The organism is Streptomyces sp. NPDC047002, assembly GCF_040704505.1.
Classification (GTDB): domain Bacteria; phylum Actinomycetota; class Actinomycetes; order Streptomycetales; family Streptomycetaceae; genus Streptomyces.
Genome location: NZ_JBEYWC010000023.1, coordinates 87,738 through 114,497 on the forward strand (window position 1 = coordinate 87,738; position 26,760 = coordinate 114,497).

General features: G+C 73.7%; 23 protein-coding genes and 1 pseudogene. 3 read left to right on the forward strand and 21 right to left on the reverse strand.

The window, feature by feature from the left end:
- Window positions 1–59: 59 nt before the first annotated feature.
- From AB0910_RS21405 to AB0910_RS21460, 12 genes are all read right to left on the reverse strand, one after another.
- The gene (locus tag AB0910_RS21405; protein ID WP_366746191.1) at window positions 60–1,187 is read right to left on the reverse strand and encodes an alpha/beta hydrolase; all 1,128 of its coding nucleotides are present in this window, start codon (window positions 1,185–1,187) and stop codon (window positions 60–62) included.
- 173 nt (window positions 1,188–1,360) lie between these two features.
- A complete protein-coding gene (locus AB0910_RS21410) occupies window positions 1,361–2,785 on the reverse strand; it encodes a M1 family metallopeptidase (protein WP_366746192.1) in 1,425 nt (474 codons plus the stop codon).
- 155 nt (window positions 2,786–2,940) lie between these two features.
- Window positions 2,941–3,867, reverse strand: a complete 927-nt coding sequence (locus tag AB0910_RS21415; protein WP_366746193.1) for a hypothetical protein — start codon at window positions 3,865–3,867, stop codon at window positions 2,941–2,943.
- Between the two features lie 23 nt (window positions 3,868–3,890).
- On the reverse strand, window positions 3,891–5,360 hold the full coding sequence (locus AB0910_RS21420; protein WP_366746194.1) for a cytochrome P450: 1,470 nt from the start codon (window positions 5,358–5,360) through the stop codon (window positions 3,891–3,893).
- On the reverse strand, window positions 5,353–6,963 hold the full coding sequence (locus tag AB0910_RS21425; protein ID WP_366746195.1) for a prenyltransferase/squalene oxidase repeat-containing protein: 1,611 nt from the start codon (window positions 6,961–6,963) through the stop codon (window positions 5,353–5,355). The genes AB0910_RS21420 and AB0910_RS21425 overlap by 8 nt, the downstream gene beginning before the upstream one ends.
- Before the next feature lie 20 nt (window positions 6,964–6,983).
- Window positions 6,984–8,015 (reverse strand): polyprenyl synthetase family protein, encoded by a 1,032-nt coding sequence (locus tag AB0910_RS21430; protein WP_366746196.1) that lies wholly within the window; start codon window positions 8,013–8,015, stop codon window positions 6,984–6,986.
- Window positions 8,016–8,229: 214 nt separating this feature from the next.
- The gene (locus AB0910_RS21435) at window positions 8,230–9,525 is read right to left on the reverse strand and encodes a cytochrome P450 (protein WP_366746197.1); all 1,296 of its coding nucleotides are present in this window, start codon (window positions 9,523–9,525) and stop codon (window positions 8,230–8,232) included.
- On the reverse strand, window positions 9,522–10,073 hold the full coding sequence (locus AB0910_RS21440) for an ATP/GTP-binding protein (protein ID WP_366746219.1): 552 nt from the start codon (window positions 10,071–10,073) through the stop codon (window positions 9,522–9,524). Before AB0910_RS21440 ends, AB0910_RS21435 begins: the two co-directional genes overlap by 4 nt.
- 142 nt (window positions 10,074–10,215) lie before the next feature.
- Window positions 10,216–10,596, reverse strand: coding sequence for a DUF742 domain-containing protein (locus tag AB0910_RS21445; RefSeq protein WP_366746198.1), 381 nt, complete (start codon window positions 10,594–10,596; stop codon window positions 10,216–10,218).
- Window positions 10,593–11,024 (reverse strand): roadblock/LC7 domain-containing protein, encoded by a 432-nt coding sequence (locus tag AB0910_RS21450; protein ID WP_366746199.1) that lies wholly within the window; start codon window positions 11,022–11,024, stop codon window positions 10,593–10,595. The genes AB0910_RS21445 and AB0910_RS21450 overlap by 4 nt, the downstream gene beginning before the upstream one ends.
- Complete coding sequence (locus AB0910_RS21455) at window positions 11,021–12,451, reverse strand: ATP-binding protein (protein WP_366746200.1); 1,431 nt, start codon at window positions 12,449–12,451, stop codon at window positions 11,021–11,023. The genes AB0910_RS21450 and AB0910_RS21455 overlap by 4 nt, the downstream gene beginning before the upstream one ends.
- 533 nt (window positions 12,452–12,984) lie before the next feature.
- Window positions 12,985–14,226 (reverse strand): FAD-dependent monooxygenase, encoded by a 1,242-nt coding sequence (locus AB0910_RS21460; protein WP_366746201.1) that lies wholly within the window; start codon window positions 14,224–14,226, stop codon window positions 12,985–12,987.
- 195 nt (window positions 14,227–14,421) lie between these two features.
- Here AB0910_RS21460 and AB0910_RS21465 point away from each other — a divergent pair, with 195 nt between their 5' ends.
- Window positions 14,422–15,138, forward strand: a complete 717-nt coding sequence (locus AB0910_RS21465; RefSeq protein ID WP_366746202.1) for a hypothetical protein — start codon at window positions 14,422–14,424, stop codon at window positions 15,136–15,138.
- A 57-nt stretch (window positions 15,139–15,195) separates the two neighbouring features.
- Here the strand turns inward: AB0910_RS21465 and AB0910_RS21470 are convergent, their stop codons facing one another.
- From AB0910_RS21470 to AB0910_RS21485, 4 genes are all read right to left on the reverse strand, one after another.
- Window positions 15,196–16,053: an aminoglycoside adenylyltransferase domain-containing protein gene (locus tag AB0910_RS21470; RefSeq protein ID WP_366746203.1), complete on the reverse strand. Its 858-nt coding sequence runs from the start codon at window positions 16,051–16,053 to the stop codon at window positions 15,196–15,198.
- Between the two features lie 74 nt (window positions 16,054–16,127).
- Complete coding sequence (locus AB0910_RS21475; protein WP_366746204.1) at window positions 16,128–16,946, reverse strand: SAM-dependent methyltransferase; 819 nt, start codon at window positions 16,944–16,946, stop codon at window positions 16,128–16,130.
- A gap of 38 nt (window positions 16,947–16,984) precedes the next feature.
- Window positions 16,985–17,218 (reverse strand): DUF397 domain-containing protein, encoded by a 234-nt coding sequence (locus AB0910_RS21480; RefSeq protein ID WP_366746205.1) that lies wholly within the window; start codon window positions 17,216–17,218, stop codon window positions 16,985–16,987.
- Window positions 17,218–18,111 (reverse strand): helix-turn-helix transcriptional regulator, encoded by an 894-nt coding sequence (locus tag AB0910_RS21485; RefSeq protein ID WP_366746206.1) that lies wholly within the window; start codon window positions 18,109–18,111, stop codon window positions 17,218–17,220. Before AB0910_RS21485 ends, AB0910_RS21480 begins: the two co-directional genes overlap by 1 nt.
- Before the next feature lie 139 nt (window positions 18,112–18,250).
- Here AB0910_RS21485 and AB0910_RS21490 point away from each other — a divergent pair, with 139 nt between their 5' ends.
- The gene (locus AB0910_RS21490; protein ID WP_366746207.1) at window positions 18,251–18,727 is read left to right on the forward strand and encodes an ATP-binding protein; all 477 of its coding nucleotides are present in this window, start codon (window positions 18,251–18,253) and stop codon (window positions 18,725–18,727) included.
- Between the two features lie 16 nt (window positions 18,728–18,743).
- A complete protein-coding gene (locus AB0910_RS21495; RefSeq protein WP_366746208.1) occupies window positions 18,744–19,496 on the forward strand; it encodes a DUF6624 domain-containing protein in 753 nt (250 codons plus the stop codon).
- A 36-nt stretch (window positions 19,497–19,532) separates the two neighbouring features.
- On the opposite strand, the gene AB0910_RS21500 is transcribed toward AB0910_RS21495, so the two are convergent.
- From AB0910_RS21500 to AB0910_RS21520, 5 genes and pseudogenes are all read right to left on the reverse strand, one after another.
- Window positions 19,533–20,384 (reverse strand): ABC transporter permease, encoded by an 852-nt coding sequence (locus AB0910_RS21500; protein ID WP_366746209.1) that lies wholly within the window; start codon window positions 20,382–20,384, stop codon window positions 19,533–19,535.
- Window positions 20,381–23,227 (reverse strand): annotated as a pseudogene (locus tag AB0910_RS21505) (alpha/beta fold hydrolase). The gene AB0910_RS21500 and the pseudogene AB0910_RS21505 overlap by 4 nt, the downstream one beginning before the upstream one ends.
- Window positions 23,228–23,265: 38 nt before the next feature.
- Window positions 23,266–24,345 carry an NAD(P)-dependent oxidoreductase gene (locus AB0910_RS21510; RefSeq protein ID WP_366746210.1) on the reverse strand — a complete coding sequence of 360 codons (1,080 nt, stop codon included), beginning with the start codon at window positions 24,343–24,345 and terminating at the stop codon, window positions 23,266–23,268.
- Window positions 24,346–24,485: 140 nt separating this feature from the next.
- On the reverse strand, window positions 24,486–25,502 hold the full coding sequence (locus AB0910_RS21515) for an aldo/keto reductase (RefSeq protein ID WP_366746211.1): 1,017 nt from the start codon (window positions 25,500–25,502) through the stop codon (window positions 24,486–24,488).
- 147 nt (window positions 25,503–25,649) lie between these two features.
- Window positions 25,650–26,516 (reverse strand): helix-turn-helix domain-containing protein, encoded by an 867-nt coding sequence (locus AB0910_RS21520; RefSeq protein ID WP_366746212.1) that lies wholly within the window; start codon window positions 26,514–26,516, stop codon window positions 25,650–25,652.
- Window positions 26,517–26,760 lie beyond the last annotated feature (244 nt).

Sequence of the window (26,760 nt, forward strand, 5' to 3'; positions counted from 1 at the left end):
CGGGCCGCGCGGCGCGGGCGGCCGCCGCGCGGCGTACGGTCGGGCGGCGGGCGCCGGGGTCAGGCCAGCGGGATGCCGGGGGTGGGCAGGGGGCCGCGGGTGGCGCAGCGGGCAGCGGTGCCGCGTGCGGGGAGGGTGGCCTGCTCCCAGGCCAGGATGGAGGCGTAGGACTGCGGCGCGGTCCTGTGCAGGGTGATGTCGTGCCCGGAGCGCACCAGCATCGCGCTGAAGCAGGCGCCCGTGAAGTTGCCCGCCTCGTGCTGGTAGAACTCGGTGGTCGAGGTGCAGCCGAGGTCCGTGCCCGCGGTGCCGTCGACGTCGGGCGTGCAGTAGTGGTTGTCCTTGTTGCCGTCGACGAGCAGCACCGGCACGGTGATCTTCTTCATCAGGGCGCCGAGGTCGGCCGGGCGGGTGGTCAACTCGGTCTGGCTGACGACGTCTTCGGTGGCCTGGTCGGCCGCGACGACCCGGGGGTCGGCGAGCGGCGGGTAGTAGAGGATGGCGGCGCGCTGCCCCGGCTTGCTGGTCACGTAGCCGTCGTCGAGCGACGCGAAGCGGGAGAGGTGGTTCGCGGAGTAGAACACGGTGGGCTGGGCGTCCGCGACGATGGAGCTGGTGGCGTGGCCAGAGCCGGTGAGGACGACGGCGTCCACGTCGCCGTGCTCGGCTGTCTCCTCGATGAGCTGGGCGGAGCCGAAGCTGTGGCCGACCGCCATCACGGAGGCGTAGTGGCGGCCGAGCGCACCGGCGCGCACCTGGCCGATGACCTGGTGGATGCTGTCGGATATCGCGGGGAAGGTCAGCTCGGTCGAGGCGGGCCGCGAGCTCGCGCCGTCGCCGAGCTCGTCGATGGCGAGGGTCGCGTAGCCGAGCCGGCCTGCGCGCTCGACATACGAGTACGTGCCGTTCTTGTACGGGAAGTCCCAGTACGTGTGGTTGTACGTGGCGCCGTGCACGAGGAGTTGGACGGTGTCGACGGCGCCGGTGCGCGGCGCGCAGTACTGCGCCGCGATCTTCTGCGCCGAGCCGTCCGGCAGGGTCACGGGGAAGGACACGTCGCGGCAGCTCGTACCGGGGTGGGGCGATGCGGCGCCGGGCTCGGCGGCGACGGCGGGCGATGCGGCGGCGAACGCCGCGGCGAACGCGGCGAGCAGGCCGGCGATGCGGCGGGTGAGTGAGGTTGCCATGCGGACATCCCTGCCACAGACCCCTGGCCGCCATTCAAAGGGAATGACCAAAATACCTTTACGGAACGACCCCTTGCGGCGCCGCGCCCCGCGGCCCTCCTGCGCGTCGGCGCCGTGCACGCACCGACCGGCGGGGGCGGGCGCGCTCCCCGCACCCCGCCATGGCCGTGCGCTCAGCGCCCCGCGGGGAAGACCGCGGGCTTGGCCGGGGTGTAGAGCCAGGTGTCGAAGAAGCCCTTCAGATCCTGGCCCGACAGGCGCTCGGCCAGCTGCCTGAACTCGGCGATGGTGCCGTTGCCGTAGCGGTGCAGCGCGGGCCACGCTTTCAGCAGCGCGCGGAACGCGTGGTCGCCGATGGTGTCGCGCAGCGCCTGGATCGCGACGGCGCCCCGGTCGTAGACGGCGTCGTCGAACTGCTTGTCGGGGCCCGGGTCGCCGGGCTTCACCGTCCAGAAGGGGTCGTCGGCCGGGTGGCTGTCGTACACCTTCTGCGCCAGCTCCTGCGGGGTGCCCTTGCCCTCGTGCTCGGCCCAGAGGTACTCGGCGTACCCGGCGAAGCCCTCGTTGAGCCAGATGTCCGACCAGCGGGCCAGGGACACGTCGTCGCCCCACCACTGGTGGGCGAGTTCGTGGGCGACGACGGAGGTGTCGGGGGCGGTGGCGAAGAAGGACGGGCTGTAGAAGACGCGGGTCTGCGACTCCAGCGCGAAGCGCGAGGTGACGTCCGGGACGTAGCCGCCCGCCGCGTCGAAGGGGTACGGGCCGAAGTAGCCGCTCAGGAAGTCGATGATCTCGCCGGTGCGCTCCACACTGGCCTGCGCCGACTTCCGCACGGCCGGGTCGAGCGCGGTGCTGTAGGCGTTGAGCACCGGGACCCCGGTGCGGGTGCGGCTGCGGGTGATGTCGAAGTGCCCGACGGCGAGGGTGGCCAGGTAGGTGGCCTGCGGCCGGTCCTGCCTCCAGTGGTACGACGTGCTGCCGCCCTTGGTCCTGGTCGAGAGCAACAGGCCGTTGCTGATGGCCTGTTCGCCCTTGGGCACCCGGACGGTGACGTCGTAGGTCGCCTTGTCGAGGGGGTGGTCGTTGCTGGGGAACCACCACCAGGCGGACTCGGGCTCGTTGGCGGCGACACCGCCGTCCGGGGTGCGCTGCCAGGACGTGAAGCCGTACTTCTGCACGGTGGACGGCACGCCGGTGTAGGTGACGGCGACGGTCATGCGGTGGCCGCGCGGCACGGTGTGCGCGGGGGTGATGACGAGTTCCTGCTCGCCGCTCGTGGTGAAGCGGGCGGGGCGGCCGTCGACGCGCACGGAGCTGACGTCGAGCGCGAAGTCGAGGTCGAAGCGGGTGAGGCTCTGGGTGGCGGTCGCGGTGACGACGGCGGTGCCGGAGAGCCGGTCGGCCGCGGGCCGGTAGTCGAGGTCGAGGTCGTAGTGCGAGACGTCGTAGCCGCCGTTGCCGTACGTGGGGTAGTACGGGTCGCCGATGCCGGGCGCTCCCGGTCCTGGCGCCGGTCCCGCCGCCGCTGCCGCGGTGGCGGGCAGGGCGAGGCAGAGTCCGAGGGTGAGTGCGGTGGACGCGATGGCTCTCGTGCGCACGAAGGTTCCTCCAGCGTGGGCGTGTCCATGACCTGGGGGTGGCAGGTACACGCCGAAACCCTAGCCCGGAGGCACCCTCCCTACCAGCAGGCGTCACCGCGGACGCGCCCCGCCGGGTCCCGGGTGAGGGGACCCCGGCGGGACGGCACGGTCCGTCAGCCGCCGCCGTATCTGCGGTGGCCGATGTGCCACACATAGGACGCGGCGATCCCTTCGACGGCCCGCGCGTGCACGGCCCCCGGCCCGCCCGCCGCGGCGAGTCCGGCGATCCCGGCCCTCGCCTTCCCGGCCTGGGCCTCGCACAGCGCGCAGACCGCGGCGAACGCCTCGTCGAGCCCGTACCCCTCGGCCGCGGCGAGCAGTGCGGGCAGCCCGAACGGCTCGGCGCCGCCTGCCCGCGCCTTCTCCCGGTCGTACGACGCCAGGTCGTTGATCCAGCCCGCGAGGTCGGCGACCGCCGACTCCAGCTCCCGCACCGGGGCCGACTCCCTCACCGCGGACGGCAGTTCGTAGCCGAGTACGGGCTCGGCCAGCGCCGTGACCGTCGCGACGAACACGGTGTGCGGGCGCATCGCGCGGTACTCGGGGACGGCCGTGCGCCCGCCGGCGGCCAGCGCGTGCGCCTCCCACACCAGCCCGTACAGGCTGTCCCGCACGGCGGCGGCGACGCGCAGGAACCCCTCGGGCGCCGCCCGTTCGCCGAGCCGCGCCAGCACGTCGGCGAGCGCCGCGCAGAACACGTCGCCCCCGCCCGGCGGTTGCCGCCCGTTGAGCACATGGACCGTGTCCGCGACCCGTGCGACGAGCGCCCCCGGGTCGGCCGCGCCGGTCTGCTCGCCGTACGCGTCGTCGAAGGCGGTCAGCCACAGCAGCAGGTCGGCGCAGAGTGCGAGCCCCGCAGGATCGGCGCCGGGGAAGGTGCGCGCCACCCCGTGCCCGGTGATGTCGCACAGCGCGACCCGCGCGCGCTCCGACGCGACCAGTGGGTACGTCGCCAGCCACCGCTCCAACTGCCCCGCCGTGTCGGCCGCGTGGGGGCTGACCGGGAAGGGCCCGGGGAACGAAGCCGTGAGGTCGGGCATCGGCCGGGTCCAGGACCCCGCCGTCACGCGGCCCGCCGCCCCGCCACGGGCCCGCGGGCCTCGGCGACCATGTGCAGGCTCGACGGGTGCACGGTGATCTCGCCGACCGGCCGCACGTCCTCCCCCGCCGTGGGCCGCAGCCGCCACCGCGACGCGATCACGGCGGCGATGACCGTCGCCTCCGTCACGGCGAACGCGTCGCCCATGCACATCCGCTTGCCGGCGCCGAACGGGATGAACGCGTTCTTCGGCGGCTGCGGGCGCTCGGGCGACCACCTGCCCGGGTCGAAGCGGTCCGGGTCCGGGTAGACCGCCGGGTCCCGGTGGAGGGCGTAGGGGCTCCAGATCACGTCCGTGCCCGCGGGCAGTTCGATCCCGCCGAGCCGCACGTCCGAGGTGGCCTGCCGGGTCACGAGCCAGCCGGGGCTGTACATCCGCAGGGTCTCGTTGACGCACATCCTGGTGAAGGCCAGGCGCGGGATGTGATCGAAGGTGATCCGCTCCCCCGCCAGCACCGAGTCGACCTCCTCGTGCAGCCGCCGCTCCAACGCCGGGTTGCGGCCCAGCTCGTGGAACATCCACGCCATCACGACGGCCGTGGTCTCGGAACCCGCGGCGAGCACCCCGGTGACCTCGGAGAGTATGTCGTCCTCGGCCAGCGGCTCGCCGTCCTCGTCCCGCTCGCCGAGCAGCAGCGACACCACGTCGTCGTACGCCCCGGGGTCGGCCCTGTGCTCCTCGATGATCTCGGCGACGGCCTGCCGCATCACCCGGCTCGACTCCTCCACCTGCCGGTTGCGCCGGGTGGGCAGCCGTTCGAGCAGTGGTACGGGGAGCAGCGCGCGGCGCAGCGCCGCCATGAACACCGCGTCCACACTGTGCAGGATGTTCAGGGCCGGCAGCCGCTCGGGCCGCGAGGAGAACAGCGCGGCCATGACGACGCCCTGCGTCATCAGCTGCATCTCGGTCTTCAGGTCGAGCGTCTCGCCCTCGCCCCAGGCGCCGACGGCAGGCTCGACGGTCTCGCGCATCGTGTCGACATAGCCGGCGATCTTCTCCCGGTGGAACTTCGGCTGCACCAGGCGCCGCCGCACCAGGTGCGGCTTGCCCTCGGCGACCGGGAGCGCGTCCTTCCCGAACAGCTTGAGCTTCTCGAACAGCAAACCCTTGGTGAACTGGCCCGACTTGACCGTGAGCATCTCGTGGATCATCTCGGGCGAGTTGATGACCGTCATCTTCTTCGGGCCGAAGGTGACCCGCACCGCGGGCCCGTAGGCCCGCAACTGCCTGATGAACGCGAGCCGGTCCCGCAGGAGCGGCATCACGTGTCCGAGCAGCGGCAGCCCGCCGGGCGCCCTGCGCACCACCTCGGCGGCCGTCTCCGCGCCGTCGGTCCTACCCCCGGTCCTCGTGCCCATGTCGTGTCCCCTCTCCTGTGCCGCTGCCGCCGTGTCCTGCCGTGCCGCCGTGCCCTGCCGCCGCAGCTCAGCCATGGCGCTGCCCCAACAGGTGCCGGGCCGAGAGCACTTCGGCCTCGATCATGGCCAGCGGCGCATACAGGGTCTTGTCGTGCCACAGCGGCGGGTGGCGGTGGTCTGCGCCCGGCGCGCACACCGCGTCCAGGTACGCGCGCGCCGCGGCGAGCGCGGGCCCGTCCGGTGCTTCGGCCCGCAGCAGGATCTTCACCGCGTACGCGGTCTCCTCCGCCGTGCCGCCCCACACGCCCCAGGAGCCGTCCTCGCGCTGCTCGGCGACGACCCGGGCCGCGGCCCGTGCCACCGCCGCTTCCGCGTGCGCGCCGCCGTGGCCGGCGAGCGCGGTCACGGTCCGCTCCGTGGCGTAGTACGGGGAGGCGTGCCACTTGTCGGGCCAGAGCCCGTCGGGCTGCTGGACCGAGACCAACCAGTCGGCAAGGCCCGCCCGTTCCGCGGCCACCGCGCCCCGGTCGCGCTCCGCTGCCGCGGTGAGCGCCTGGAGCGCGTGGGCGTTGGCGGTGACGGACCCGGTGTCCTCGCCGAGGTAGCAGTCGTAGTGGGTCCCGTTGTGGAACAGTGCGAGCGGCTCGGGACCGAACGGGAGACCGAGGCGGGCCGCCGTCAGCACCGCCATCGCGGTGTCGTCGGCGTCGATCATCAGGCCGGGGGCGCCGCGCACGCCCGCGGCGTCCCAGATGCGCTCCACCCAGCCGCGGGCCGCCCACCGTCCCGCGCCGTCCAGCAGCCCCGCGCGGGAGAGCGCGGCGGCCACCCAGAGCCGCTCGAAGACGGTGATCGGCGCGGCCTCGGGGAACAGGTGGCCGTATCTGCGCCCCACTTCCCGCAGTTCGCGCACCGCGGCAGAGGCGAGCACCCCGGGCGCCGGCACCCGGTCGCCCGGGCGCTGCACCGCGGGCGACGACCGGTCGGCCCAGGCCGCGGTGGCCGCGGGCGAGCTGCCCAGCAGACAGTCCAGCGAACCCGGTTCGGGGACGAGGGCATCCACGAGCCGGGCGCCGAGGCCCTCGAAGGTGTGGTGGAACTTGACCGGCAGCTCGCCCACCGCCGCGTACTTCGCTGCGACGTACTGCGGCGCCTGGGCGTGGTAGCCGCCCGGCACCGGCAGCCCCGGCCCGCGGTGCCAGGGCCCGAGGTGCTCGGAACCTGCGGCCTCGGGGCTCGCGAGGTGCTCCCCGATCCGGTCCACCAGCGCGGGCACCAGGATCTCGGCGGCCGCGGTGTCGGGCCAGGGCCCGGCCTTGGGCAGCCCCCGCAGGGCGCCGAGGCCGCGGGCGGCGGCCGCGCACACCCGACCGGACAGCTCGGCGGAAGCGGTCTGCCTGCGGGCGACCGCAAGCAGCGCCTCCACCGCGCTGAGCGTGGGCACCAGCCGGTAGGACTCCGCGCCCTCGCCCCAACTGCCGTCGTCCGCCTGCTCGTCCAGCAGATAGGCGATGCGCCGCTCGTCCCCCGTCAGCCAGGGGGCGTACGAGACGACGCGAGCCGTCTCGTACAGCGAGGGGCGCACGGCACCCCACGCGTCCTGGTCGACCGAGGCAACCAGCCGGGCCGCCTGCCCGTCGACCCCCCGGGCGACCGCTGTGCCGCCGTGCGTCTCCATCCGTCTCTCCTTCCGCACGCTCACACCTGCCGAACCGTCGCCGTCCGCGCCAACTCGCGTAGACACGCGATGGCCTGACGGGTGAAGGGGGCGTCGTCCAGTGCCCTGAGCGCCTGCGCGCGGCGCTCCTCGATCATCTCCTCGACGGCCTCGCGCGCCCCGGTCTCCTTGAGGACGCGCCGGACCTCCTTGGCCTGGCGCTTCGTCAGGCCCGGGTCGCCCACCAGGGTGTGCAGCACCTCCAACTGGTCCTGATCCGCGGCCCGTACGGCCTGGGCCATCAGGACCGTCGCCTTGCCCTCGCGCAGGTCGTCGAGGGCCGGCTTCCCGGTGGTCCCGGGGTCGCCGAACACACCGAGCAGGTCGTCGCGCAGCTGGAACGCCTCGCCGAGCGGAATCCCGAACGCGCTGCACGCGTCGAGGACTTCGGGCGAGCCGCCGGCCAGGGCCGCCCCGATCTGGAGGGGCCGCTCCATCGTGTACTTGGCCGTCTTGTAGCGGATGACGTGCAGCGCGGCGTCCACGTCACCGCTCGGCCTGCGGCCCGTGGTGCACAGGTCGAGCAACTGCCCGTACATCACCTCGCTGCGCATCTCCGAGACGAGCGGCAGGACTTCGGCGAGTCGGCCCGGTTCGAGGCCCGCGGTGTGCAAGAGTTCGTCGGACCAGACGAGCGCCAGGTCCCCGAGGAGCACGGCGGCACCCATGCCGTGAGCCTCGGCCCTGGCACCCGGGCCCCCACTGTCGGTGTAAGCTGCCGCCAGGGCCCGGTGCGCGGAGGGTTGGCCACGACGCGTGTCGCTGTCGTCCATCACGTCGTCGTGGACAAGCGCGAAGACCTGGAAGAGTTCGAGGCTCGCGGCTGCGCGTATGGCGGTTTCGAGGGCTTCGCGCCCAGGTCCCGCCGCGTACCAGCCGTAGGCGCAGAGTATTGATCTGATGCGTTTCCCACCCGTGAGCAGATCGCGCAACGTGGTGGTCAGATAAGGCAGTTCGCCACCGGGAGCACCACGCTCCTTGGCGTCGAGGAAGCCGCGCAGCACGGCGTCCACCCGTTGTCTCAGCGCTGCGACTTCCGGTATTCGCTCACCGGACAGTGTGTCGGTGGTCAACGGAACGATCCCCTTTCGGTCAAGAACCGTGGGTAGCGGTTCCCCACTCGCGCAGAGGACAGGCCGGGGCATGCGTTCTCCCAGAGATGGCCGTGCGGGTGCCGGCCGGTGTGTGGACCGGCCGGCACCGCGTCATCGTGACGAGCGGGGCAGTTCAGGGAGTGGTCGACAGCTGGGTGGGCGCCGTGGGTGTGGCCCCGTTGCCGCTGTCCTGGGCGCTGCGACTCCAGGGGGTTGCCCCGTCGGCGTCCGGCGTCAGCGGTGTGAAACGTGCGGGCAGTGCGGTGAGGGTCCTGTGGATGGTTCCCTCGCTGTAGGTCAGCTCCTCCACGGGGACGGCGAGCGAGATGTCCGGCAGGTACGTGGCGAGCCGTTCGATCGCGGCGGTGGCGATCAGCAGCGCGAGATCGCGCGCCGGGCAGGCGTGCGGCCCCGCGGCGAAGGCCAGGTGCGCCTTGTTGCCCGACCGGTAGCCGTCAGCGGAGACGCCCGCGTGGGGACAGGTGTTGGCCGCGGCGTACGAGACCATCACGGGCGATCCCGCAGGGATCCGCACCCCGTGCAGGACGGTGTCCCTGCGCGCCGTGTGGAAGCTGTAGTTGGCGACGGGGGAGTCGTTCCACAGGGCGTCGTCGATGGCGTGCTGCACCGGCAGGCTGCCGGTGGTGAGCGTGCCGAAGTAGCGGTCGTCGCTGAGCATGCGCACGCAGGTGTTCGCGATCAGGTTCGCGGTGGGCTCGTTGCCCGCACCGAGCGTGAGCAGGATCTGGTTGGTGGCCTCCTCCCTGCTCAGGCCGTTGGGGTGGTCGATGAACCACGACGTGAGGTCGTGGCCGCGCCGGCCGGCCTTCAGCTCGTACAGCGTGTTGAGGTACATGCCGAACGCCTGGGCGCCCTGGCCGATCCGCTCGGGGTCGGAGCTCACCATCGCGGCCAGCATCTCGACCAGTTGCGGCCCGTACACGTCGTCCATGCCGAACAGGCTGTTGAAGACCATGAGCGGCAGCTGCCGCGCGTACTGGCCGACGAGGTCGACGTGCCCGGCGTCGGCGAACCCGCTGAGCAGGGTGTCGGCGTGACGGAACGTCATGGTGCGCACTTCGTGCGGGTCGAGCAGCGCGAAGCAGTCCGTGATCACCTTGCGCAGGTAGGCGTGGTGGTCGCCGTCCGCGAACGTCACGTTGGGGCGCCACTGGGCCGGCTGGCTGATCGAGCTGTTCTCCGGGACGCGGGACTGCCAGGGACGGGTGTCCTTGGACCAGGTCTCCGTGTCGCCCAGGAGGTCGAGCGCCGCGCGGTAGTCGGTGACCAGGTACACCACGAAGCCGGGCGCCGCCTCCGCCAGGCCCACCGGGCCCTGGGCCCGCAGCAGTTCGTAGCTGCGCTGCGGGTCCGCCGCGTGCTCGGGCCCCCACAGGCACACGGGGGCTGTGTCAATTGTGCTGGTCACGAGGTCTGTTCTCCGGCGCGCGCGATGGAATGGGCGGTGAGCTCTATGAGGGCGTTGAGGCTGCTGTTGGTCTGCCTGGCATCGCACATGACGAGCGGGGTGTCCGGGGCAAGGTCGAGCTTTGCCCTGAGGATCTCCAGACTGTAATCGGGTGAGTCGGGGAAGACATTCACCGCGACGGCGTACGGCAAACCGCGCTCCTCGATGAGATCCATCACTTCGAAGGAGGCGTCGAGACGGCGGGTGTCCACGAGGACAAGCGCGCCGAGCGCGCCGAGGGCTATGCCCTTCCACAGCGGCAGGAACCGGCGCTGGCCCGGGGTGCCGTACAGGTACAGCACGATCTTGTCGCCCGGCAGGGTGAGGCGGCCGAAGTCGATGGCGACGGTCGTCGTGGTCTTGTTGCGCAGCCCGACGAGGCTGAGGTCGTCGGTGGCCGCCGCGGCGTCCGTCATGACCTCTTCGGTGTGGAGTGTCGGGATCTCCGACAGGGTCCTGATGGCGGTGGTCTTGCCGACACCGAGGTGCCCCGCCACCAGGATCTTCACCCGGCGGTGCGCGCCCTCCGGAAGGTAGACGGGCCGCTGCGTCGCGCCGCCCGGGTCGCCGGGCAGCGTCGAGGGGGCGGCGTGCGCGCCGTGCCCGGTCCCCGCCGGCCCTGTGGTCTGCCCCGGCGCGGTCGCCTGTGGGCTAGACCAGGAGTGCTCGGAGTCCACTCAAAACCTCTTCCATGACTTCCTTGGACGGGCGGTCCGCGTTCGCGGCGGCCGTGGCGGCGTCCGACACGGGGACACTGCCCTTGAGCTGACCGTCGGTGACGAGCTGTTCTGCGACGACGATGCCGACGCTCACCGGGAGGCCGAGGTATCCGGCGATCTCCATGACGGTGAGTGAGCCGCCTTCCAGCAGCTCCACGACCCGCTGGTGCACCGCCGTGTGATAGGGGGCGAGGGGGATGCCGGTCGCGCGGAGGGCGGTCAGGGTGTCGATGGTGCTACCGACGGGCGAGCCGCCGGTCCCGGTCGCCAGATAAGCGGGCAGCAGCCTTCGCTGTTCCTGGCCCCGGCTCATGACGCACTGTCATCGGAACGCAGGGGCACGGACATGAGCTGTTCGCCGAGCTTCTTGGCCTGCCGCGCCATGGTGTGCGCGACGACGCCCATCGGCATGTCCGCGTCACCGGAGACCGCGATCAGCGTGTTCGTCCTGGTCCCGGCCGGCATCACCATGTAGGTGCCGTACGCGTTCTGCACCGTGACGGTCTCCACCGGGGTCCGCTCGGGCGCGCCGAGCGCCGTGTTGGCGGCGGAGCGCGAGGCGGCGTGCAGGGCGGAGGTCATGGCGGCGATGCCGTCGGCCTCGTCCCTCGCGAGCTCGGACGACCTGGCCACGACCATGCCGTCGAGGGTCATGATCAGGGCGTGCCGCACGCCCTTGATCTCCGCGATCGGGTTCAGGTACCAGGCGGATTGCTCGGCCTGCTGGTGGGGGGTGCTCACAGAGTCTCCTCCGGGTCGGTGTGGGCTCGGCCGCTGGCCAGCCCTTCCTCGAACTGGCTCCAGGTGTCGCGGACGCGCTCGGGGTCGAGATCGCGGGCGGTGGGCGCTGTGGCCTCGCTCTCCACCGCGCGGGCGGGCTCACGCCTGCGCCGCTGCGGCAGTTCGGGGGCCGCGGCTGCCGCGGTCGGCACCGGGGCGGGGGCTGCGGGAGCGGCGGGCGCCGCGGGTTCAGGCCGCTTGGGGACCTGTGGCGGTACTGCGGGCAGGGGTGCCATGGCCGAGAGGGGTTCCGCCTCCTCGTCGATCGTCGTCAGCAGGTTCGGGGGAATCGAGAGCACGGCCCGGACACCGCCGTACGGGGAGGGGTTGTCGATGGACACGTGGAAGCCGTAGTCGGCGACCAGCCGGCCGATCGCGGCGAAGCCCTGCGAGGGCGGGTCGCCGAGTTCGGTGAGCATGATGTTCTGCTGCTCGTCGCCCGAGATCATCCGGGTGCCGTGGCGTACCGCCTCCGCGGTCATGCCCTTGCCCGCGTCGTCGACGGTCACGCAGACGCTGCCGTTCTCCGTCTGGAGCAGGCTGACGTCCACGACGAGGTCGTCGCGCGAGTGTTCGAGGGCGTTGGCCATCAGCTCGGCCACCGCGACGGCGACGGGCTCGGCGGCCCGGCCGACGATGGCGATGTTGGACGCGTGCATCCGCGTGCTGATCTTCACGCGGTCGAAGCCGCGCAGGCGGGAGGAGGCGCCGGTGACGATCTCGGCGACGTAGGTGTCCTTGCGGACGTGCCCCGGCCAGGCGCCGCAGACGATGGCGGCCTTCTGGATCAGGCGCAGGTTCTGCTCGTTGAGGTGATCGGCGGCGAGCAGCCTGCGGGTCAGGCTGCGTGGTGCGCTGAACTCGTGCTGGAGCGCGTCGATCTCGGTCTGGAGGCGGTACGAGAGCGCCTGCATGTCCTGGCTCGCGCCGCGCAGTGCGGCACGGGCGGCGGCGTCGACGCGGCGGCGCTCCTTGAGCACCGTCTCCCTGAACAGGTCGAGGACGGGGGCGAACGGGTCCGCTGCCCCTTCTCCGCCGTCCCCCGCGCCGGCCTGCTCCTTGGCCGCCGGCGGGTGCAGGGGCCCGGGGACCGGGTGGTGGGAGCTGATCAGGTGCAGCGCGAGGGCGGGGAGCCTGCGGGAGACCAGGTGGTCGAGTTCCTCGTGGAACCCCCTCCCCCGGGTCTCCACGGACTGGACGCGGGCTTCCACCGCCCGGGTCCGCGCTTCTGCGGCCAGGGCCCTGGCGTCGGCGGCCTGGGCGGCCGACGCGAGTTCCTGCGCTCTGCGGGTCTGCTTACGGCGCGATCGTGCGAGCCTCAGCGCGACAACGACCATGACGACGGTCGCGACGCCGAGCAGTACGGCGGCTACGGATATCGAGCTCACTAGTGAGGGTCCTAGAGGGTTGGGCTGAGCTTCCGGTCGTCCCTGACCAGGGGCCAAGCAGCGGTCGGCGACGGCGCAAGGCGTCCGGAGCCACTGCTCCCTCGATGGCAAGCGCTCAAGGTGTCCTTCGCAATATGAGCGTCCTATGAGGTCGTGTGCCCCGGACGGGCATAGTGCGGGGACTCCTGGGGACCCTCGAATGCCCTACGTCAAACGGTCGTCAGTGTACGGAGGTTGATCCTCTCACGCACCCGGCGGAGCGTCTCCGCGACGGCCGGGACCCGTACGGTTCCGACAGCGGCCGAACACACTGTGATCGTGCGGCGACGGCCCGTCAGCGATTGTCCGACGATGCGTCAGAAACGTGTCGGAGCCGTATCGGTAGTGTGCACTCCCCCGGTGACCGATTGCCAGGGCGCGCCCGTACGTGCCGAAGGTGTCGGTTGGCGCGCGGGCGGCCCGCGGCCGCTTCCCGCCTCCGGCCGTTTCCCGACGCCCGAAAGTCGGCCGGAAAACGATGTTTTGACGTCGCGTCAGCTCCGCGCGCGGGCGTGCAGCGACCCGGCGAGCCGCGGGCCGAGCCACCGCTTGAGCCTGCGCAGGGACTCGATGCGCCCGGCCGCGCTGTCCAGCCGGTAGTAGAGCTGCGGCGGGACGTACGGCAGCAGCGGCGAGTGCCGCTGGCCGAGCAGCGCGAACATCCGCTCGGGCGGGAGCCGCAGATAGCGCGGCAGCTCCTCGTACCAGCGGGCGCTGTAGCGCGCCGCGCTCTGCACGGAGAGCAGCTCCGCCCTGCGGACGTTCTCGTAGCGGGTGAGCGCGGCGTCGAGCCCGGCGCCGCCCGCGGCCGGTGCCGCCCCTCCCGCGTGCAGCGACGCCGTCAGCGCGAGGGCGTCCTCCAGGGCGAGGGAGGTGCCGGCGCCGATCGAGTAGTGGGTCGTGTGGGCGGCGTCGCCGAGCAGCACGACGTTGCCCCGGTGCCAGGTGCGGTTGGTCAGGGTGCGGAAGGCCAGCCACTGCGCGGGGGCGCCCGCGCCGCCTCCCCTGCCGGTCAGCGGGTGCCCTTCGAGCACGTCGGAGAAGAGGTCGCCGAGCAGGGCGAGGCCCTCGGCCTCCGTGCGCCGGTCGAGGCCGAGGCCGCGCCAGGTCTCGGGCGCACACTCCACGACGACCGTGCTGGCGTCCGCGCTGAAGCGGTACGCGTAGCACCAGATCCAGCCATGCGGCGTCTCGACGAAGGAGAAGGTGAATGCGTCGAAGACCTGGGTGGTGCCCAGCCAGATGTAGGGGTTGCGGCCGATGGCCACCTCCGTGCCGAAATGCCCGGCCCAGCGGGTGCGCAGCGCGCTGCGCACCCCGTCGGCCGCGACGACGAGGCCGGCGCCCGCCGCGCCGTCCGCGATCTCGCCCGGCTCGGCCTCGCGCCCGTGCACGACACGGACCCCCAGGTCGCGGGCGCGCCCGGCGAGCAGGTCGAGCAGCCGGTGGCGGCCGATTCCGAACCCCTCGTCCCCGTGGTGCCTGGTCGTCGCCCCCCTGAGGTGGGCGACACCGTCGCTCCAGCGCACCGAGGCGTCCTCGACGGCGCGCGCGGAGACGGGGTCGCCCGCGCGCAGCTTGTCCAGCAGGCCCGCCCAGTAGGTGACGCCCCAGCCGTAGGTGGAGCCCGCCGGGTCGCGCTCGTACACGGTGATGTCGTGGCCACCGTCCCGCAGTTTCATCAGGATCGAGAAGTAGAGGCCGGCGGGCCCGCCGCCGACGCAGACGACCTTCACACGCACTCCCGGTTTCACATCGAGCGACGCTTCGGTGACGCACCGTAGCAGCGCGGCGGCGCGGGACCGATCCGGACGGAGCGGTGTGTTCCGCGACGGATCCGTCGGAGCGGTGTGTTCCGGGCGCCGGAGTCGTTGCCGAGGCGTGCCCTGCGCGGCTTTCCCCGCACAGGTTGTTCCGCCATACTTCCGGCCGTGGAGCAGCGCAGCGATACGAACGTCCAGCCCGTGGTGGCCGGGGCCGCCACGGACCCGGCCCAGGTGCCCGGCCTCGTGAACCTCCGCGCCCCCGAGGCGGCCCCGGAGGCAGAGGAGAGCGGGCAGGAGGCGCAGGCCGCCGGCCCGGGGCAGCCCGGCAGCACGCCCGGGGCCGCGGCGGCCGGTGACGGCACGGGGCCCGCCGACGCGTCCCGCGCACAAGGACCGGAGGCGGCCGCCGGAGCCGCGGACGAAGGGGCCGGTGCGGACGGCGAGCCGGCCGCCGCCGAGGACCGGGACGGGCCGGGCGCCGACGCGTCCCCCGGGCCGGACGGCGGCCCGTCCCTGGAAGCCGCCGACCGCCGGTCCTCCATCGTGGCCGGCCGCGCCGGCGTCCGCTTCACCCTGGACGACCAGGAGGCCGACTTCCGCTGGGACGAGATCGGGGCGGTCGAGGTCGCCGTCCCCCGCTTCGGCAAGCGGCTGAGCGTGGTCGTCCACACCCGCACCCACCGGTCGTACGAGGCCGACGCCGAGGCCCCGGCCCGCGGCGTGCTCAAGGAGTGGGCCGAGCGGCTCGACGCCGTGCTCGACGCGTACTTCGAAGAGGACGGGCAGGACGAGCCCGGCGGGGACGCCGAGCCGGAGCAGCAGAAGCCGCAGCAGCCGGGTGAGCGGGAGGCGCGGCAGAAGCCGGAGAAGGACAGCGTCTGAGCCGGGCGGCGCACCCGCCCCGGGCGCCCGGACCCCAGGAGCCCTGACCCCGGGCGCTCAGAACCGGGCGAGCGCGTCCTCGATCACCATGTCCACGAAGGCCAGCGCGTCCCTTCGGCGCCCGAGCGGCGTGGGGTAGCGCCCGCCGCGCCCCTCGCCGCGCCGGCTGCGCAGGCACTCGTCGACGACCCGGTGCCACGCGGCCCCGAACGCGGTCCTCGCGTACTCCCCCGCCGCCGTCTTCGACGCCACCTCGCCCCTGGCGAGCGCCAGATGGGCCCTGCTGACGCCCAGCACGCCCCACGCGGCCGCCCGCGCGCCGAGGCAGGCGAGCCCCTCCTGGCCGAGCGGGCGCGAGCCGCGCTCCCACCACGGCCGCCAGTACCGCGCCAGGCTGTCGCGCGCCCACAGGGCGAGTTCGCCCGGCGACGTGTCCACCGTCAGGTCCCGCGCCTCGGGGCCGCGCATCGTCACCCCGTACCGCGAGAGGACCTGCCAGGTGGCGGGCTGCCTGCCGTGCCCGACCGCGGGCAGCAGGCCGCCCCGGTGCGCGTACGGGCCGGGCGCCGCGTTTGACGGGTCGTCGGCGAGCTGGTCCCAGGTGACGTAGGGCCCCTCGAAGAACGGCCGCCGCACCCGGGCGGCGAGGTGCGCGTGCGCCCGCTGGAGCGCCGCGGTCTGCGCGGGCGACGGCGGCACGGCGGAGACCGCGACGAAGTCGATGTCCCCGCGCGGGCGCACGAAGTCGTCGAGCGCGACGGAACCCGTCAGGTACAGGCCCTGGACCAGCCCTGGCGCCGCAGCGTCGGCCAGCGACAGGTAGGCGCGCACCACCTCGCGCACCAGGGGCGGCACCGCCGCGGCACAGGGCCGCCGCCCGCCGTCCTGCCGCGAAGGATCCGTGTGCGGCGCCATGGCCGTGAACTCCCCTCAGGCCCGGGCATCTCGCCCGGCCGTGCCGATTTCGCCGCCCGTGACGCCGTACGGCGTCACGGCTTGCGGGCCACCGCCGCGTACATCGACACGGCCTCGTCCGAGGTGCCGGGCACGGTCGTGCCGTCCGGGCGCCAGTTGTGCGGGGTCACCACGCCGGGCTCCACCACGTCGAGCCCGTCGAAGAAGCGGGTCACCTCGTCGAGCGAGCGCAGCTGCGCGGGTATGCCGCCCTTGCGGTAGACCTCGACCACCTCGGCCCACATCTCGGGGGCGAAGTGGTCGGTGCAGTGCGAGATCGCCAGATAGCTGCCGGGGGCCAGCCGGTCGACGAGGTGGCGCACGATCTCGTACGGCTTGTTCTCGTCCGGCACGAAGTGCAGCAGCGCGTTGAGCGAGAGGCCGACCGGCTGCGACAGGTCGAGCGTCTCGTGCAGCTCGGCCGCCCCGACGATCGACTCGGGGGTGCGCACGTCCGCCTGGATGTACGCCGTGCGGCCCTCGGGCGTGCTGCGCATCAGCGCCTCCGCGTGCCGCAGCACCACCGGGTCGTAGTCCGCGTACACGACCCGGGAGTCGGGCGCCACCTCCTGCGCCACCTGGTGCAGGTTGGGGCGGGTCGGGATGCCCGTGCCGATGTCGAGGAACTGCCTGATGCCCGCCTCGCCCGCCAGGAAGCGCGTGGCGCGGTGCATGAACGACCTGTTCACCCGGGCAGTGGTCTTGATGGTCGGAAAGACCTCGAGAACCTTGTTCCCGGCGATCTCGTCCGCCTCGTAGTAGTCCTTGCCCTGGAGGTAGAAGTCGTACATCCGCGCCGGATGCGGCTTGCTGGTGTCGATGTCGTCGAGCGACGCCTGGTCGAGGTCGGTCATCTGGTCCGTCCGTTTCTGGTGATGCCCCGGTGGTGCGCCTACAGCAGGAAGTCGGCAAGGCCATTCTTCGCGCCTTCGACGAAGCACGCCATGGCATCGTCCGAACAAATCAGGGCGGGCCCGTCCGGGTCCGTGGACTGGCGCACCGCCACCCGGCCGTCGGCGAGCTGCTTCGTCTCGACGCAACTCCCGCCGTTCGGACCGCTCCAGGGCTTCTCCCAGCCGTCGGCACCCAGGTCGTCGGACGGCATGCCGTTGTAGATCTCGCGCATCACAGCTCCTTGCGTAGGGTCCGGAGGAAGGCCTTCGTCTCGGCGACGGAGGCCGCACGCGCCGACAGGCTGTCGAGCACTTCCAGGTAGGCGGCGCTGTCGGGGCGCCGGTCCAGATAGACGGCGCCGGTCAGGTTCTCGGTGTAGACGACGTCGGGGAGCTCCGTGACGTCGAAGCGGAAGAGGTGGAAGGGGCCGAACGCGCCCAGGTGCGGCCCGATGGCGAACGGCATCAGCTGGAGCGTCACGTTCGGCAGGGCCATGGCGTCGAGCAGCCGGTCGACCTGGTCCCGCATCACCTCGGGCGAGTCGCCGACCGGGCGCCGCAGCACGGACTCCTCCAGCAGGATCCACAGCACGGGCGCGCCGGCCTTCGTCAGCAGCTGCTGCCGCTTGACGCGCAGCGCGACCCGCCGGTCGAGCTCCTCGGGGCTGCGGTGCACACCGGCGCCGAGCACACCGCGGGCGTACTCCTCGGTCTGCAACAGCCCCGGCACGTAGTGCGGTTCGTACGTCCTGATCAGGCTGGCCTCGTCCTCAAGGCTCACGTAGGCGCTGAACCAGCCGGGCACGGCGTCCCGGTAGCGGTGCCACCAGCCGGGTTTGTTGGCCGCCTTGACCAGCTCCACGAACTGCTCCGCGTCGCTGCCGCGCACCCCGTACGCGTCCAGGAGCAGCCGTACGTACGGGAGTTTGAAGCCGACCTCGGAGTTCTCCATCCGCCGGATGGTCAGCGGGGTCACGTCGAGCACGGCGGCCGCGGCCTCGCGGGACACGCCGGCGCCCTCCCGCAGCGCGAGCAGGCGCTTGCCCAGGACGATCCGCAGGACGGTCGGCGAACTGCCGCTGCCCGCGGAGCCGGAGACGGCCGGGACCGCCCGGACATCGCTCACCACGCCGTCACCACCTGACACCACCTCACCCGTCCGAGTCTGACAGGTGCTCCGTGAGCAATCCAGGGAGCAGACAAGCATTCTGAAATTATCAGACAGTCGGTTGCGGCGTGACCGAGTCAGCGCGCATAGTGAGCGCGTGGTGCGTATCAAGGAACACAGTGCACAGCAGCAACGCGCGGGCCGACCGGTGGAGTTGTCCTCGCCCGCCGCGTTATCCGACGCCCGCCCGGGTGCGCTCACGCACGTGTATCCGCGCAGACCTGCCTCGGTCGGCGCCGCGCGGCGCCGGGTGCGCGCACAGCTGGCGGAGGGCGGCGTGCCGCGCGAGCTGTGCGAGCTCGCGGAGCTCGTGGTGTCCGAGCTGGTCACCAACGCGGTGCTGCGCACGGAGGGTTCCGAGGTGAGCTGCACGGCCCGGGTGTACGCGAGAGGCGTGCGCGTGGAGGTGCGGGACGCGGGTCCTGCCGCCGGGATGCCGGCGGGCCACGGCATGTTCCTCGTCGAGAAGGTGGCCAGGGCGTGGGGCGCCGAACCGGAACCCGGCGGCCGGGGGCGCACGGTCTGGGCCACCGTCGGCCTCGCGGGTCCGGCGCCGGCCGGGGCCGTGACGTGAAGGGCGGAGGCGACCGGTGACGCACCCACGGCGCACGCACGGGCGGGACGGCGGCGGGGCATCCGCGCCGGGCCCCGACCGCGGGGACCGCCCGGAACGAGCCGGGCAACCCGATCGGCCCGACTCCTCAGGGCGCCCCGGACACCCCGATCGGCCCGGGCGCCCCGACTGCTCGGCGCTCGCGGGCGAGCGCGCGGCGGCGGACGGCGGCGAGGACCTCGCTCCCGGGCGTGAGGGACTCGACCCCGTACCCGACTACGACGGCCTCGCGGAGGAACTCGTCGACCGGGTCGCCCAGGACGGCGCGCTGACCGCGGCGGCCCAGCGGCTGCCGGGGGCGCACACGCGCAGACGGCTCGCCCGGTGCCGGGCGGCGAACACGGCGGCGCTGCGGGAGATCCTCGACGAGCACGGCTGGCCCACGGCCCGCCTGGTGGGCGCAGAGGCGTCCACGGCGGCCCTGATGATCCTGCTGCACGCCGACGACCTGCCGCTCCAGCTGCGGTGCCGCGACCTGATCACGACGGCGGTCGAGCGCGGCCAGTGCCCGCCGATCCACGCCGCGTACGCCACGGACCACTGCGCGGTCGAGCTGGGCAGGCCCCAGCCGTACGGCACCCGCTACTCACCGCTCGGGCGGCCCTTCCCCGTCGCCGACCCCGACGGAGTCGACGCGCGCCGCGCCGCGGTGGGCCTCGCCACCATGGAGGCCGAGCGCCGGGCGCTCGCCGAGATCCAGCTGCGCCATCTCAGCCGCGCGTCCGCGTGAGGGGCGCGCCGGGCCTGGCGCACCCCACCCCGCGGGTCAGGACATGATGTCCTTGCGGGCGAAACCGCGGAACGCCAGCGCGAACAGGACCAGCGCGTACGCCACGGAGACCGCGGCACCCTTCAGCATGCCGGACCATTCCAGCTGCGGCTGGAGCGCGTCGATCCAGGCGAACTGCCAGTGCGCGGGCAGGAACGCGCGCCAGTCGCCGAGCGCGGTGACGGCGTCGAGCACATTGCCGATGATGGTCAGGCCGACCGCACCCCCGACCGCGCCGAGCGGCGCGTCGGTCCGGGTGGACAGCGCGAACGCGAGGCCCGCCGTGACCAGTTGGGACACCAGCACATACGCGGCGACCAGCGCGAGCCTGGTCAGCGCGAGGCCCGGCGGCAGCGCACCGCCGGTGGGCAGTTCGAGCGGGCCCCAGCCGTAGGCCGCGGTGCCGACCGCGAGCGCGACAAGCGGCAGCAGCACGATCGCCGCCGCGCTCATCCACAGGCCCACGGCGAGCTTGCTGACGAGCAGCCGCGCGCGGGGCACGGGCGCCGCCAGCAGATACCTCAGCGAGGACCAGCCCGCCTCCGATGCGACGGTGTCCCCGCAGAACAGCGCGACCGGCACCACCAGCAGGAAGCCCGCCGACACGAACAGCGCGGTCGCCGCGAAGTTCGCGCCCGACCTGGTGGCCGTGTCCATCAGCGTGACCCGGCCGCCCGCCCCCGGCGTGCCGCCGATCGCGAACGCCGCGGCCAGCACGAACGGCAGCAGCCCCAGCACCAGGCCCGTCACGAGCGTCCTGCGGCGCCTCAACTGCCGTACGGACTCCACCGCGACGGGCAGCGTGCGGCGGGCCAGGTACCCGGGGGCCGACTCTCCCCGCGCGCTCACGCGGAACCTCCTCGGACGACGGGCTCGGGCCCTGGGGCGGTGAACTCGCCCGCGCCCTCGGAGATGAGGGTGAGGAACGCGTCCTCAAGGCGCCGGTACGGCCCGACGCCCGTCAGCCGCAGGCCGAGCCCGAGCGCCTCGGCGAGCAGTGTGTTCGTCGTCGCGCCGTCGAGCCGTACGAGCAGGCCGCCGTCGGCGCGCACGGCGGATGCGACCCCGGGCAGCGCGGCGATCCGCTCGACGGCCGCAGCGGGCACCTCGCCCGCCACGCCGACGAGCAGCGTGTCCCCCGAGCCGGTGATCTCCGCGACGGGGCCCGCCTGCACGAGCCGCCCGCGGTGCATCACGACCAGGTGCGTGCAGGTCTGCTCCACCTCGGAGAGCAGGTGGCTCGAGACGATGACGGTGCGCCCGCCCGCCGCGTACCGGGTCATCACGTCGCGCATCTCGCGGATCTGCGGCGGGTCGAGGCCGTTGGTCGGCTCGTCGAGGATCAGCAGCTCCGGCAGGCCCAGCATGGCCTGCGCGATCGCGAGGCGCTGCCGCATGCCCTGCGAGTACGTGCGCACGGCGCGGGAGAGCGCGTCCCCGAGGCCCGCGATCTCCAGCGCCTCGTCGAGGTGCGCGTCCGCGGCGGGGCGTCCCGTGGCGCGCCAGTACAGCTCCAGGTTGGCCCGGCCGGTCAGGTGCGGCAGGAAGCCCGCGCCCTCCACGAACGCGCCGACCCGGGAGAGCACCGGCGCACCGGGCCGCACCGCGTGGCCGAAGACCCGGATCTCGCCGGCGTCGGGCGTGATGAGGCCCATCAGCATGCGCAGCGTGGTGGTCTTGCCCGCGCCGTTGGGCCCGAGCAGGCCGAGGACCTGGCCCCTCTCGACCAGGAACGACAGGTCGCGCACGGCGTACCGGTCGGCGGAGCGCGCGTAGCGCTTCGTCAGGCCGGTGATCCGCAGCGGTACGCCGGCGAGTTCAGGCAGCGGCGGCGGCGCCGCGCTCCCGCGCCGCCCGGCGAGCAGCACGGCCGCCGCGGCGACGAGTCCTGCGAGCGGCAGGCCCCACACCCACCGGGGCAGCGGGGCCGCGCCCGTGGTGAGCGCGGGGTCCGTGGGGACGGCGATGCCGCCGCCGAGGAGCGAGACCCGGTACGTGGCGGGCTCGGCGGGCGAGGCGTAGCCGAGGTCGGTGGCGGCGAACACGACGCGCAGCCGGTGCCCTGCGGCGACCTGGTGGTCGACCGCGGGCAGCGCCACGTCGACCGTCCTGCCGTCGCGCGCGCCGTCGGCCCGTACGGGCGCGACGAGTTGGGAGGGCAGCACCTGCTGCCCGCCGCCGGGCGCGACGTCGTAGACCTTGCCGAAGAGGACGGCGCTGCCCGTGCTCGACGCGACGCGCAGCCGGACGGTCGGCGCGCCGGTGATCCGCAGCGCGTGCCCGAGCGGGGCGGAGACGAACTAGGCGTACTGGCCGGGGAAGTCGAACGACAGCCCGAGCCCGGCAGCGGCCGGCCCGCTCGCCGCGCCCGCACCGCCCCCGCCGGACCCGTCCCCACCGCCGGACCCGTCCCCGGAGTCCGAACCGCCCCCGGAGCCTCCGCCGCCATCCCCGCCTTCCCCGCCGTCAGAACCGCCCCCGGCATCCGAACCGCCCCCGGCCCCGGTCCCTGCCCCGGTGGCGAACGCGCCGAGACCGCCGCCGAGGCCCGGCACCGCGGAGACGGACGGCGGGTTGCCGCCCGCCGGGTTGGCGAACGTCTGCGGCCCGCCGGCGAGCGGCACCCGCACCGGGTCGCCGCCGAGGCCCGGATAGCGGTCGGCCGCGGCGCCCCGCAGCCGCGCCGCGCCGTCCGTCGAGTCGATCCCGCCGGTCCTGCTGACCCGGAACGCGGGGCCCGGGTCGGCGCCCTTGTCCTGCTTCAGGTAGCGGTCGAACCAGGAGGCCACGCGCGCCTGGATGCGGCCCGTCTCCTGGTCGCCGCCGTCGTGGCCGCCCGCGCTCCAGTCGACGGCGACCGGCGCCCCGTTGCGGCGCAGCGCCTTCGCCATCGCGTCGGCCTGGCCGAGCGGGAACAGCGAGTCCGTCTGGCCCTGCACGATCAGGGCGGGCACGTCGATGCGGTCCGCGACGGCCGAGGGGCTGCGCCGTTCGAGCAGCGCACGGTCGGCGGCCGTCGGCGTGCCGGAGACGGCGACCCGGTCGTACAGCGCGCACAGGCTCGCCTCGAAGCGCGTGCAGCCGCCGCCCGAGGAGAAGAAGATCCCGGCCCACAGCTTCTTGAAGACGCCGCCCGGCATCAGCGCGTCGGCGAGGTTCCCGTACGTGAGCTCGGGCGCGATCGCGTCGACCCGCCTGTCGTGGCCCGCGGCCAGCAGCGAGATCGCGCCGCCGTACGACGCGCCGGTCACGCCGACCCGCGGGTCCCCCGGCCCGTCGAGCCGCACCTGCGGCTGCCTGGCGAGCCAGTCGATCAGCCGCGAGACGTCCTTCACCTCGTACGCGGGGTCGTTGAGCCCGATCTTCCCCGTCGACCTGCCGAAGCCGCGCGACGACCACGTCAGGACCGCGTACCCGCCTCGCGCGAGGCCCTCGGCCTGCGCCCGCACATCGTCCTTGCTGCCGCCGAAGCCGTGCGCGAGCAGCACGGCGGGCCGCCGGCCCGCGTCCTCGCCCGCGACGAAGAAGGAGGTGTCGATCCGCGCGCCCGGCATCTCCATGACCCGGTCCGTACGCTGCACGGCGGCCTCCCCGCCGCCCGCGGCCACCGCGGTCCACGTCCCCGCCACCACCACGACGAGCACGGCGAGCACCACAAGCCCCCACCCCCGCCGGCCCCTCCACATCTCCATGCCGCAACCCTAGACGCGCCACACCGCAGGACACGTCCTCAGCCCCGCACGACGGGCACCCGCTCCGCACGGTCCGCAAGCAGCGCCGCAACATGGTCGGCGCAGCCACGCGCCGCGGCGGCCATCGCACCGCGCGTCATCCCCGCGACGTGCGGCGTGAGCAGCGCGTTCGGCAGCCCGAAGAGGGGCGAGGCGAAGGCCGCGTGCTCGTACTCGAAGGTGTCGACGGCCGCCGCGGCGAGCGGGTGCGCCGGATCCGCGAAGGCGTCGGCCAGGGCTCTTTCGTCGACGATGCCACCCCTTGCGGTGTTCAGCAGGATCGATCCCGGCCGCATCAGCGCCAGTTCGGCCCCTCCGAGCAGGCCGTACGTCCCGGGGCCGAGCGGAACGTGCAGAGAGACCACATCACTCGTGGCCAGCAGCCCGGCGAGGGACTCGGCCCTGTCCACGGGGTCGCCCGACGCCCGGTCATGACGCCGCGTCCAGGCCCGCACGGCCATCCCGAGAGCCGCCGCACGCCCGGCCAGAGCGCGTGCCGTCCTGCCGAGGCCCACCAGGCCAAGGGTCAGCTCCGCCAGTTCGGGTACCTCGCCCGCCGGGGCGCTCCACCGCCCGCCGTGCGACGCCTCGTTGAGCGTGGGGAGCCTCCTGGCCAGGGCGAGGAGCTGGGACAGGGCGAACTCCGCCACTGCGGTCGCGTTGGAGCCCGGTGTGTGGGTCACCGCCACGCCGTGCCGGGCGGCGGCTGCCAGGTCCACATGGTCCGTGCCCGCCCCGGCCCTGCCGATCACCCGCAGCCGCGCGGCCGGCGCCCGGCCCGCCGCCGCCGCGAGGAACGCCTCCCGCATCGGCACGCCCGCGCGGGACTTGACCGCGTGGTGCCCGGCCCCGTCGGCCCGCACCGCGGCCGCGGTCAGCTCCGCCTCGTCGAACGGGTCGAAGTCGGTGAACTCCACCCGGCCGCCCCACTCCTGGCGTACCGCGCCCGGATCGGCGACGCGCCGCAGATTCAGTGTGACAGCCAGCCCGTGGCCGAGGAACCGCTCCAGTTCGCACCCCAGCAGGCCCCCGGGTGCCGCGTCCACCAAGAGCACCCGGGGCCGTTCCGCCGTCTCCACCGAGTGCCTCCTCGCACGGTCCGGCGTCCCGCCGGGCCCGCCGCCTGCGGCAAGCCTACAGTCGGACGGCCGGCAGGACCCGAGGCCCGTCGCCCACCGGGGGGATCCGAAGCCGTCAGGCGTTCGATGCTGCGCGCGGTCTAGGCGCGGCGGGGCGGGGTGACGCCGTCGAACCAGTTGGGCGCGGTGAACTCCTCGTCCTCCCGCGCGCCGTCGACGCGGATGGTGCTCAGCTCCGCGACCTGGCCCGCGGTGAGGGGGACATGGGCCGACGCGGCGTTCTTCTCCAGGTAGGCGACGCGGCGGGTGCCCGGGATGGGCACGACGTCGTCGCCCTGGTGGAGCAGCCAGGCGAGGGCGACCTGTCCCGGCTCGGCCCCGACGTCGGCGGCGATGCGGCACACGAGCGCGAGGGCGCGCTGATTGGCGTCGAAGTTCTCCTCGGAGAACCACGGCATCCGGCGGCGGTGGTCGCCCTCGGCCATCTCGTCGCGGGTGGTGAGCGTCGCGGTCAGGGCGCCGCGGCCCAGCGGGCTGTAGGGGACGATCGCGATGCCGTGCTCGCGGGCGGTCGGCAGGACCTCGTCCTCGATGCCCCGCTGCCACAGGGACCACTCGGTCTGCAGCGCCGCGATCGGGTGGACGGCCGCGGCGCGGCGCAGCGTGTCGGCTCCCGCTTCGGACAGGCCGAGGTGGCGGACCTTGCCCTCGGCCACCAGTTCGGCCATCGCCTCGACGGTGTCCTCGATCGGGGTCGTGGGGTCGATCCGGTGTGCGTAGTACAGGTCGATGTGGTCGGTGCCGAGCCGGCGCAGCGACTGCTCGACCTGGCCGCGCAGGTAGGCGCGGGTGCCGTCGATGCGGCCCGGGGTGGTGTCCGTCGGCGGCACGATGCCGAACTTGGTGGCCACCACGAAGGCGTCTCGCCGCCCCTTCAGCGCCCGGCCGAGGATCTCCTCGCTCGGTCCGTAGACGTCGGCGGTGTCGATGAGGGTGACGCCCAGCTCGGCCGCCCGGTCGAGGATGCCGCGCGCCGCCAGGTCCTTGTCGTAGTCGCTCTGGCCGTAGAAGTCCCCGAAGCTCATCGCGCCGTAGCCGACGGCTCCGACGGCGGGTCCCCCGGGACCGAGGTGGCGTACGGGGAGGATTGCGGACATGGGAAACACCTTCCTGGGAGGGAGGAGGCATCGCGAGGGGCCGGTGGCCCCGGCGCGACGGCCTGTCTCCCCGAACTGTATGTCCTCACCTGAGGACATACCAAAATGCCTGGTGGCGGCGTACGAGAGCGGGCCGCGGTCGTGCGCTCATCGGGGGTGGTCCCTGGTGCTGGTCGGGCGGGTGACGCGGAGGAAGTCGAGGAGTTCCGCGTCCCGTGAGCCCGCGGCCGCGGTGTACGTGAGGATGCGCAGGTCGGCGCCGGGGACCGTCAGGGTGTCGCAGTCCACGGTGATGTCGCCGACCGGATGGTGGACGACCTTCCGTGTCGCGTCGTGGCGGGCGACCGTGCCGCGTGCCCAGAGTTCGGCGAACTCCGGGCTCTCCGCCCTGAGGTCGGACACCAGCGCCGCCAGCTTCGCGTCCTTCGGATAGCGGCCGACGGCGGCCCGCAGGTCGGCGACGAGGTCGGCGCGGTACTGCCGGGTCTCGCTGAGCACATGGGCCGGATGGTCCCCGAAGCTCGCGTTGGTGTCCTCGCGGCGGAAGATCACCCGCAGCAGGTTCATGTCGTCCGCGGCCCGCCCCGAGGGGTCGCCCATCAGGGCCGCCCACAGCGGGGTCCAGGTGATCAGGGTCCAGTCGGCGGTGAACACGGCCAGCGCCTGGTCACCGAGGCGGGCGAGCAGCCGCTGCACCCCGGGAGGGATGAAGGCCGACACCGCGTCGGGCGCGGGCGGCCGGTGGCCGGCGAGGCCGTAGAAGTGGTCCCGCTCCTCCAGCGAGAGGCCCAGGCTCCGTGAGAGCGCCTCGATCACCTGGGCGGAGGGCCTTGCCCTGCCCTGTTCGAGCCGGACGACGTAGTCGACCGACAGGCCGGCGAGCGCCGCGATCTCCTCGCGGCGCAGGCCGGGCGTGCGGCGGCCCTGCGTGTCGACCATGCCGGCGTCGGCCGGCGACAGCCGCTGCCGCCAGGCGCGCAGCGCGCCGCCGAGCTGGACCAGCGAGGCATCCATGCGTCCGCCTTCCTCCTGGGTCGTCCGACCGGCCCTGGGTGGCGCGGCGCGGTCGGGGAACGGGTCTCAGCGGAAGTCGGTGGACTCCGAGAGTGCACGCCACTCGGTGACGCTGCCGGTCAGCTCCCCCGCGCGCTGCTCGAACGCGCCGATCGCGTCGGTGCCCGCCGCGAACCGCGCGGGCGGGTCGGCGGCCGCCGCCAGGGCGACGACGACAGGGCCGAACCTCTCCGGGTCGCCCTGC

Bases quoted from the DNA above. Each gene is read 5' to 3' on its own strand.
- AB0910_RS21405 (WP_366746191.1), bottom strand. From the start codon at position 1,187: ATGGCAACCTCACTCACCCGCCGCATCGCCGGCCTGCTCGCCGCGTTC.
- AB0910_RS21515 (WP_366746211.1), bottom strand. From the start codon at position 25,502: ATGTCCGCAATCCTCCCCGTACGCCACCTCGGTCCCGGGGGACCCGCC.
- AB0910_RS21480 (WP_366746205.1), bottom strand. From the start codon at position 17,218: ATGCGCGAGATCTACAACGGCATGCCGTCCGACGACCTGGGTGCCGAC.
- AB0910_RS21445 (WP_366746198.1), bottom strand. From the start codon at position 10,596: ATGAGCCGGGGCCAGGAACAGCGAAGGCTGCTGCCCGCTTATCTGGCG.
- AB0910_RS21420 (WP_366746194.1), bottom strand. From the start codon at position 5,360: ATGGCTGAGCTGCGGCGGCAGGGCACGGCGGCACGGCAGGACACGGCG.
- AB0910_RS21475 (WP_366746204.1), bottom strand. From the start codon at position 16,946: ATGACCGACCTCGACCAGGCGTCGCTCGACGACATCGACACCAGCAAG.
- AB0910_RS21425 (WP_366746195.1), bottom strand. From the start codon at position 6,963: ATGGAGACGCACGGCGGCACAGCGGTCGCCCGGGGGGTCGACGGGCAG.
- AB0910_RS21415 (WP_366746193.1), bottom strand. From the start codon at position 3,867: ATGCCCGACCTCACGGCTTCGTTCCCCGGGCCCTTCCCGGTCAGCCCC.
- AB0910_RS21520 (WP_366746212.1), bottom strand. From the start codon at position 26,516: ATGGATGCCTCGCTGGTCCAGCTCGGCGGCGCGCTGCGCGCCTGGCGG.
- AB0910_RS21470 (WP_366746203.1), bottom strand. From the start codon at position 16,053: ATGGCGCCGCACACGGATCCTTCGCGGCAGGACGGCGGGCGGCGGCCC.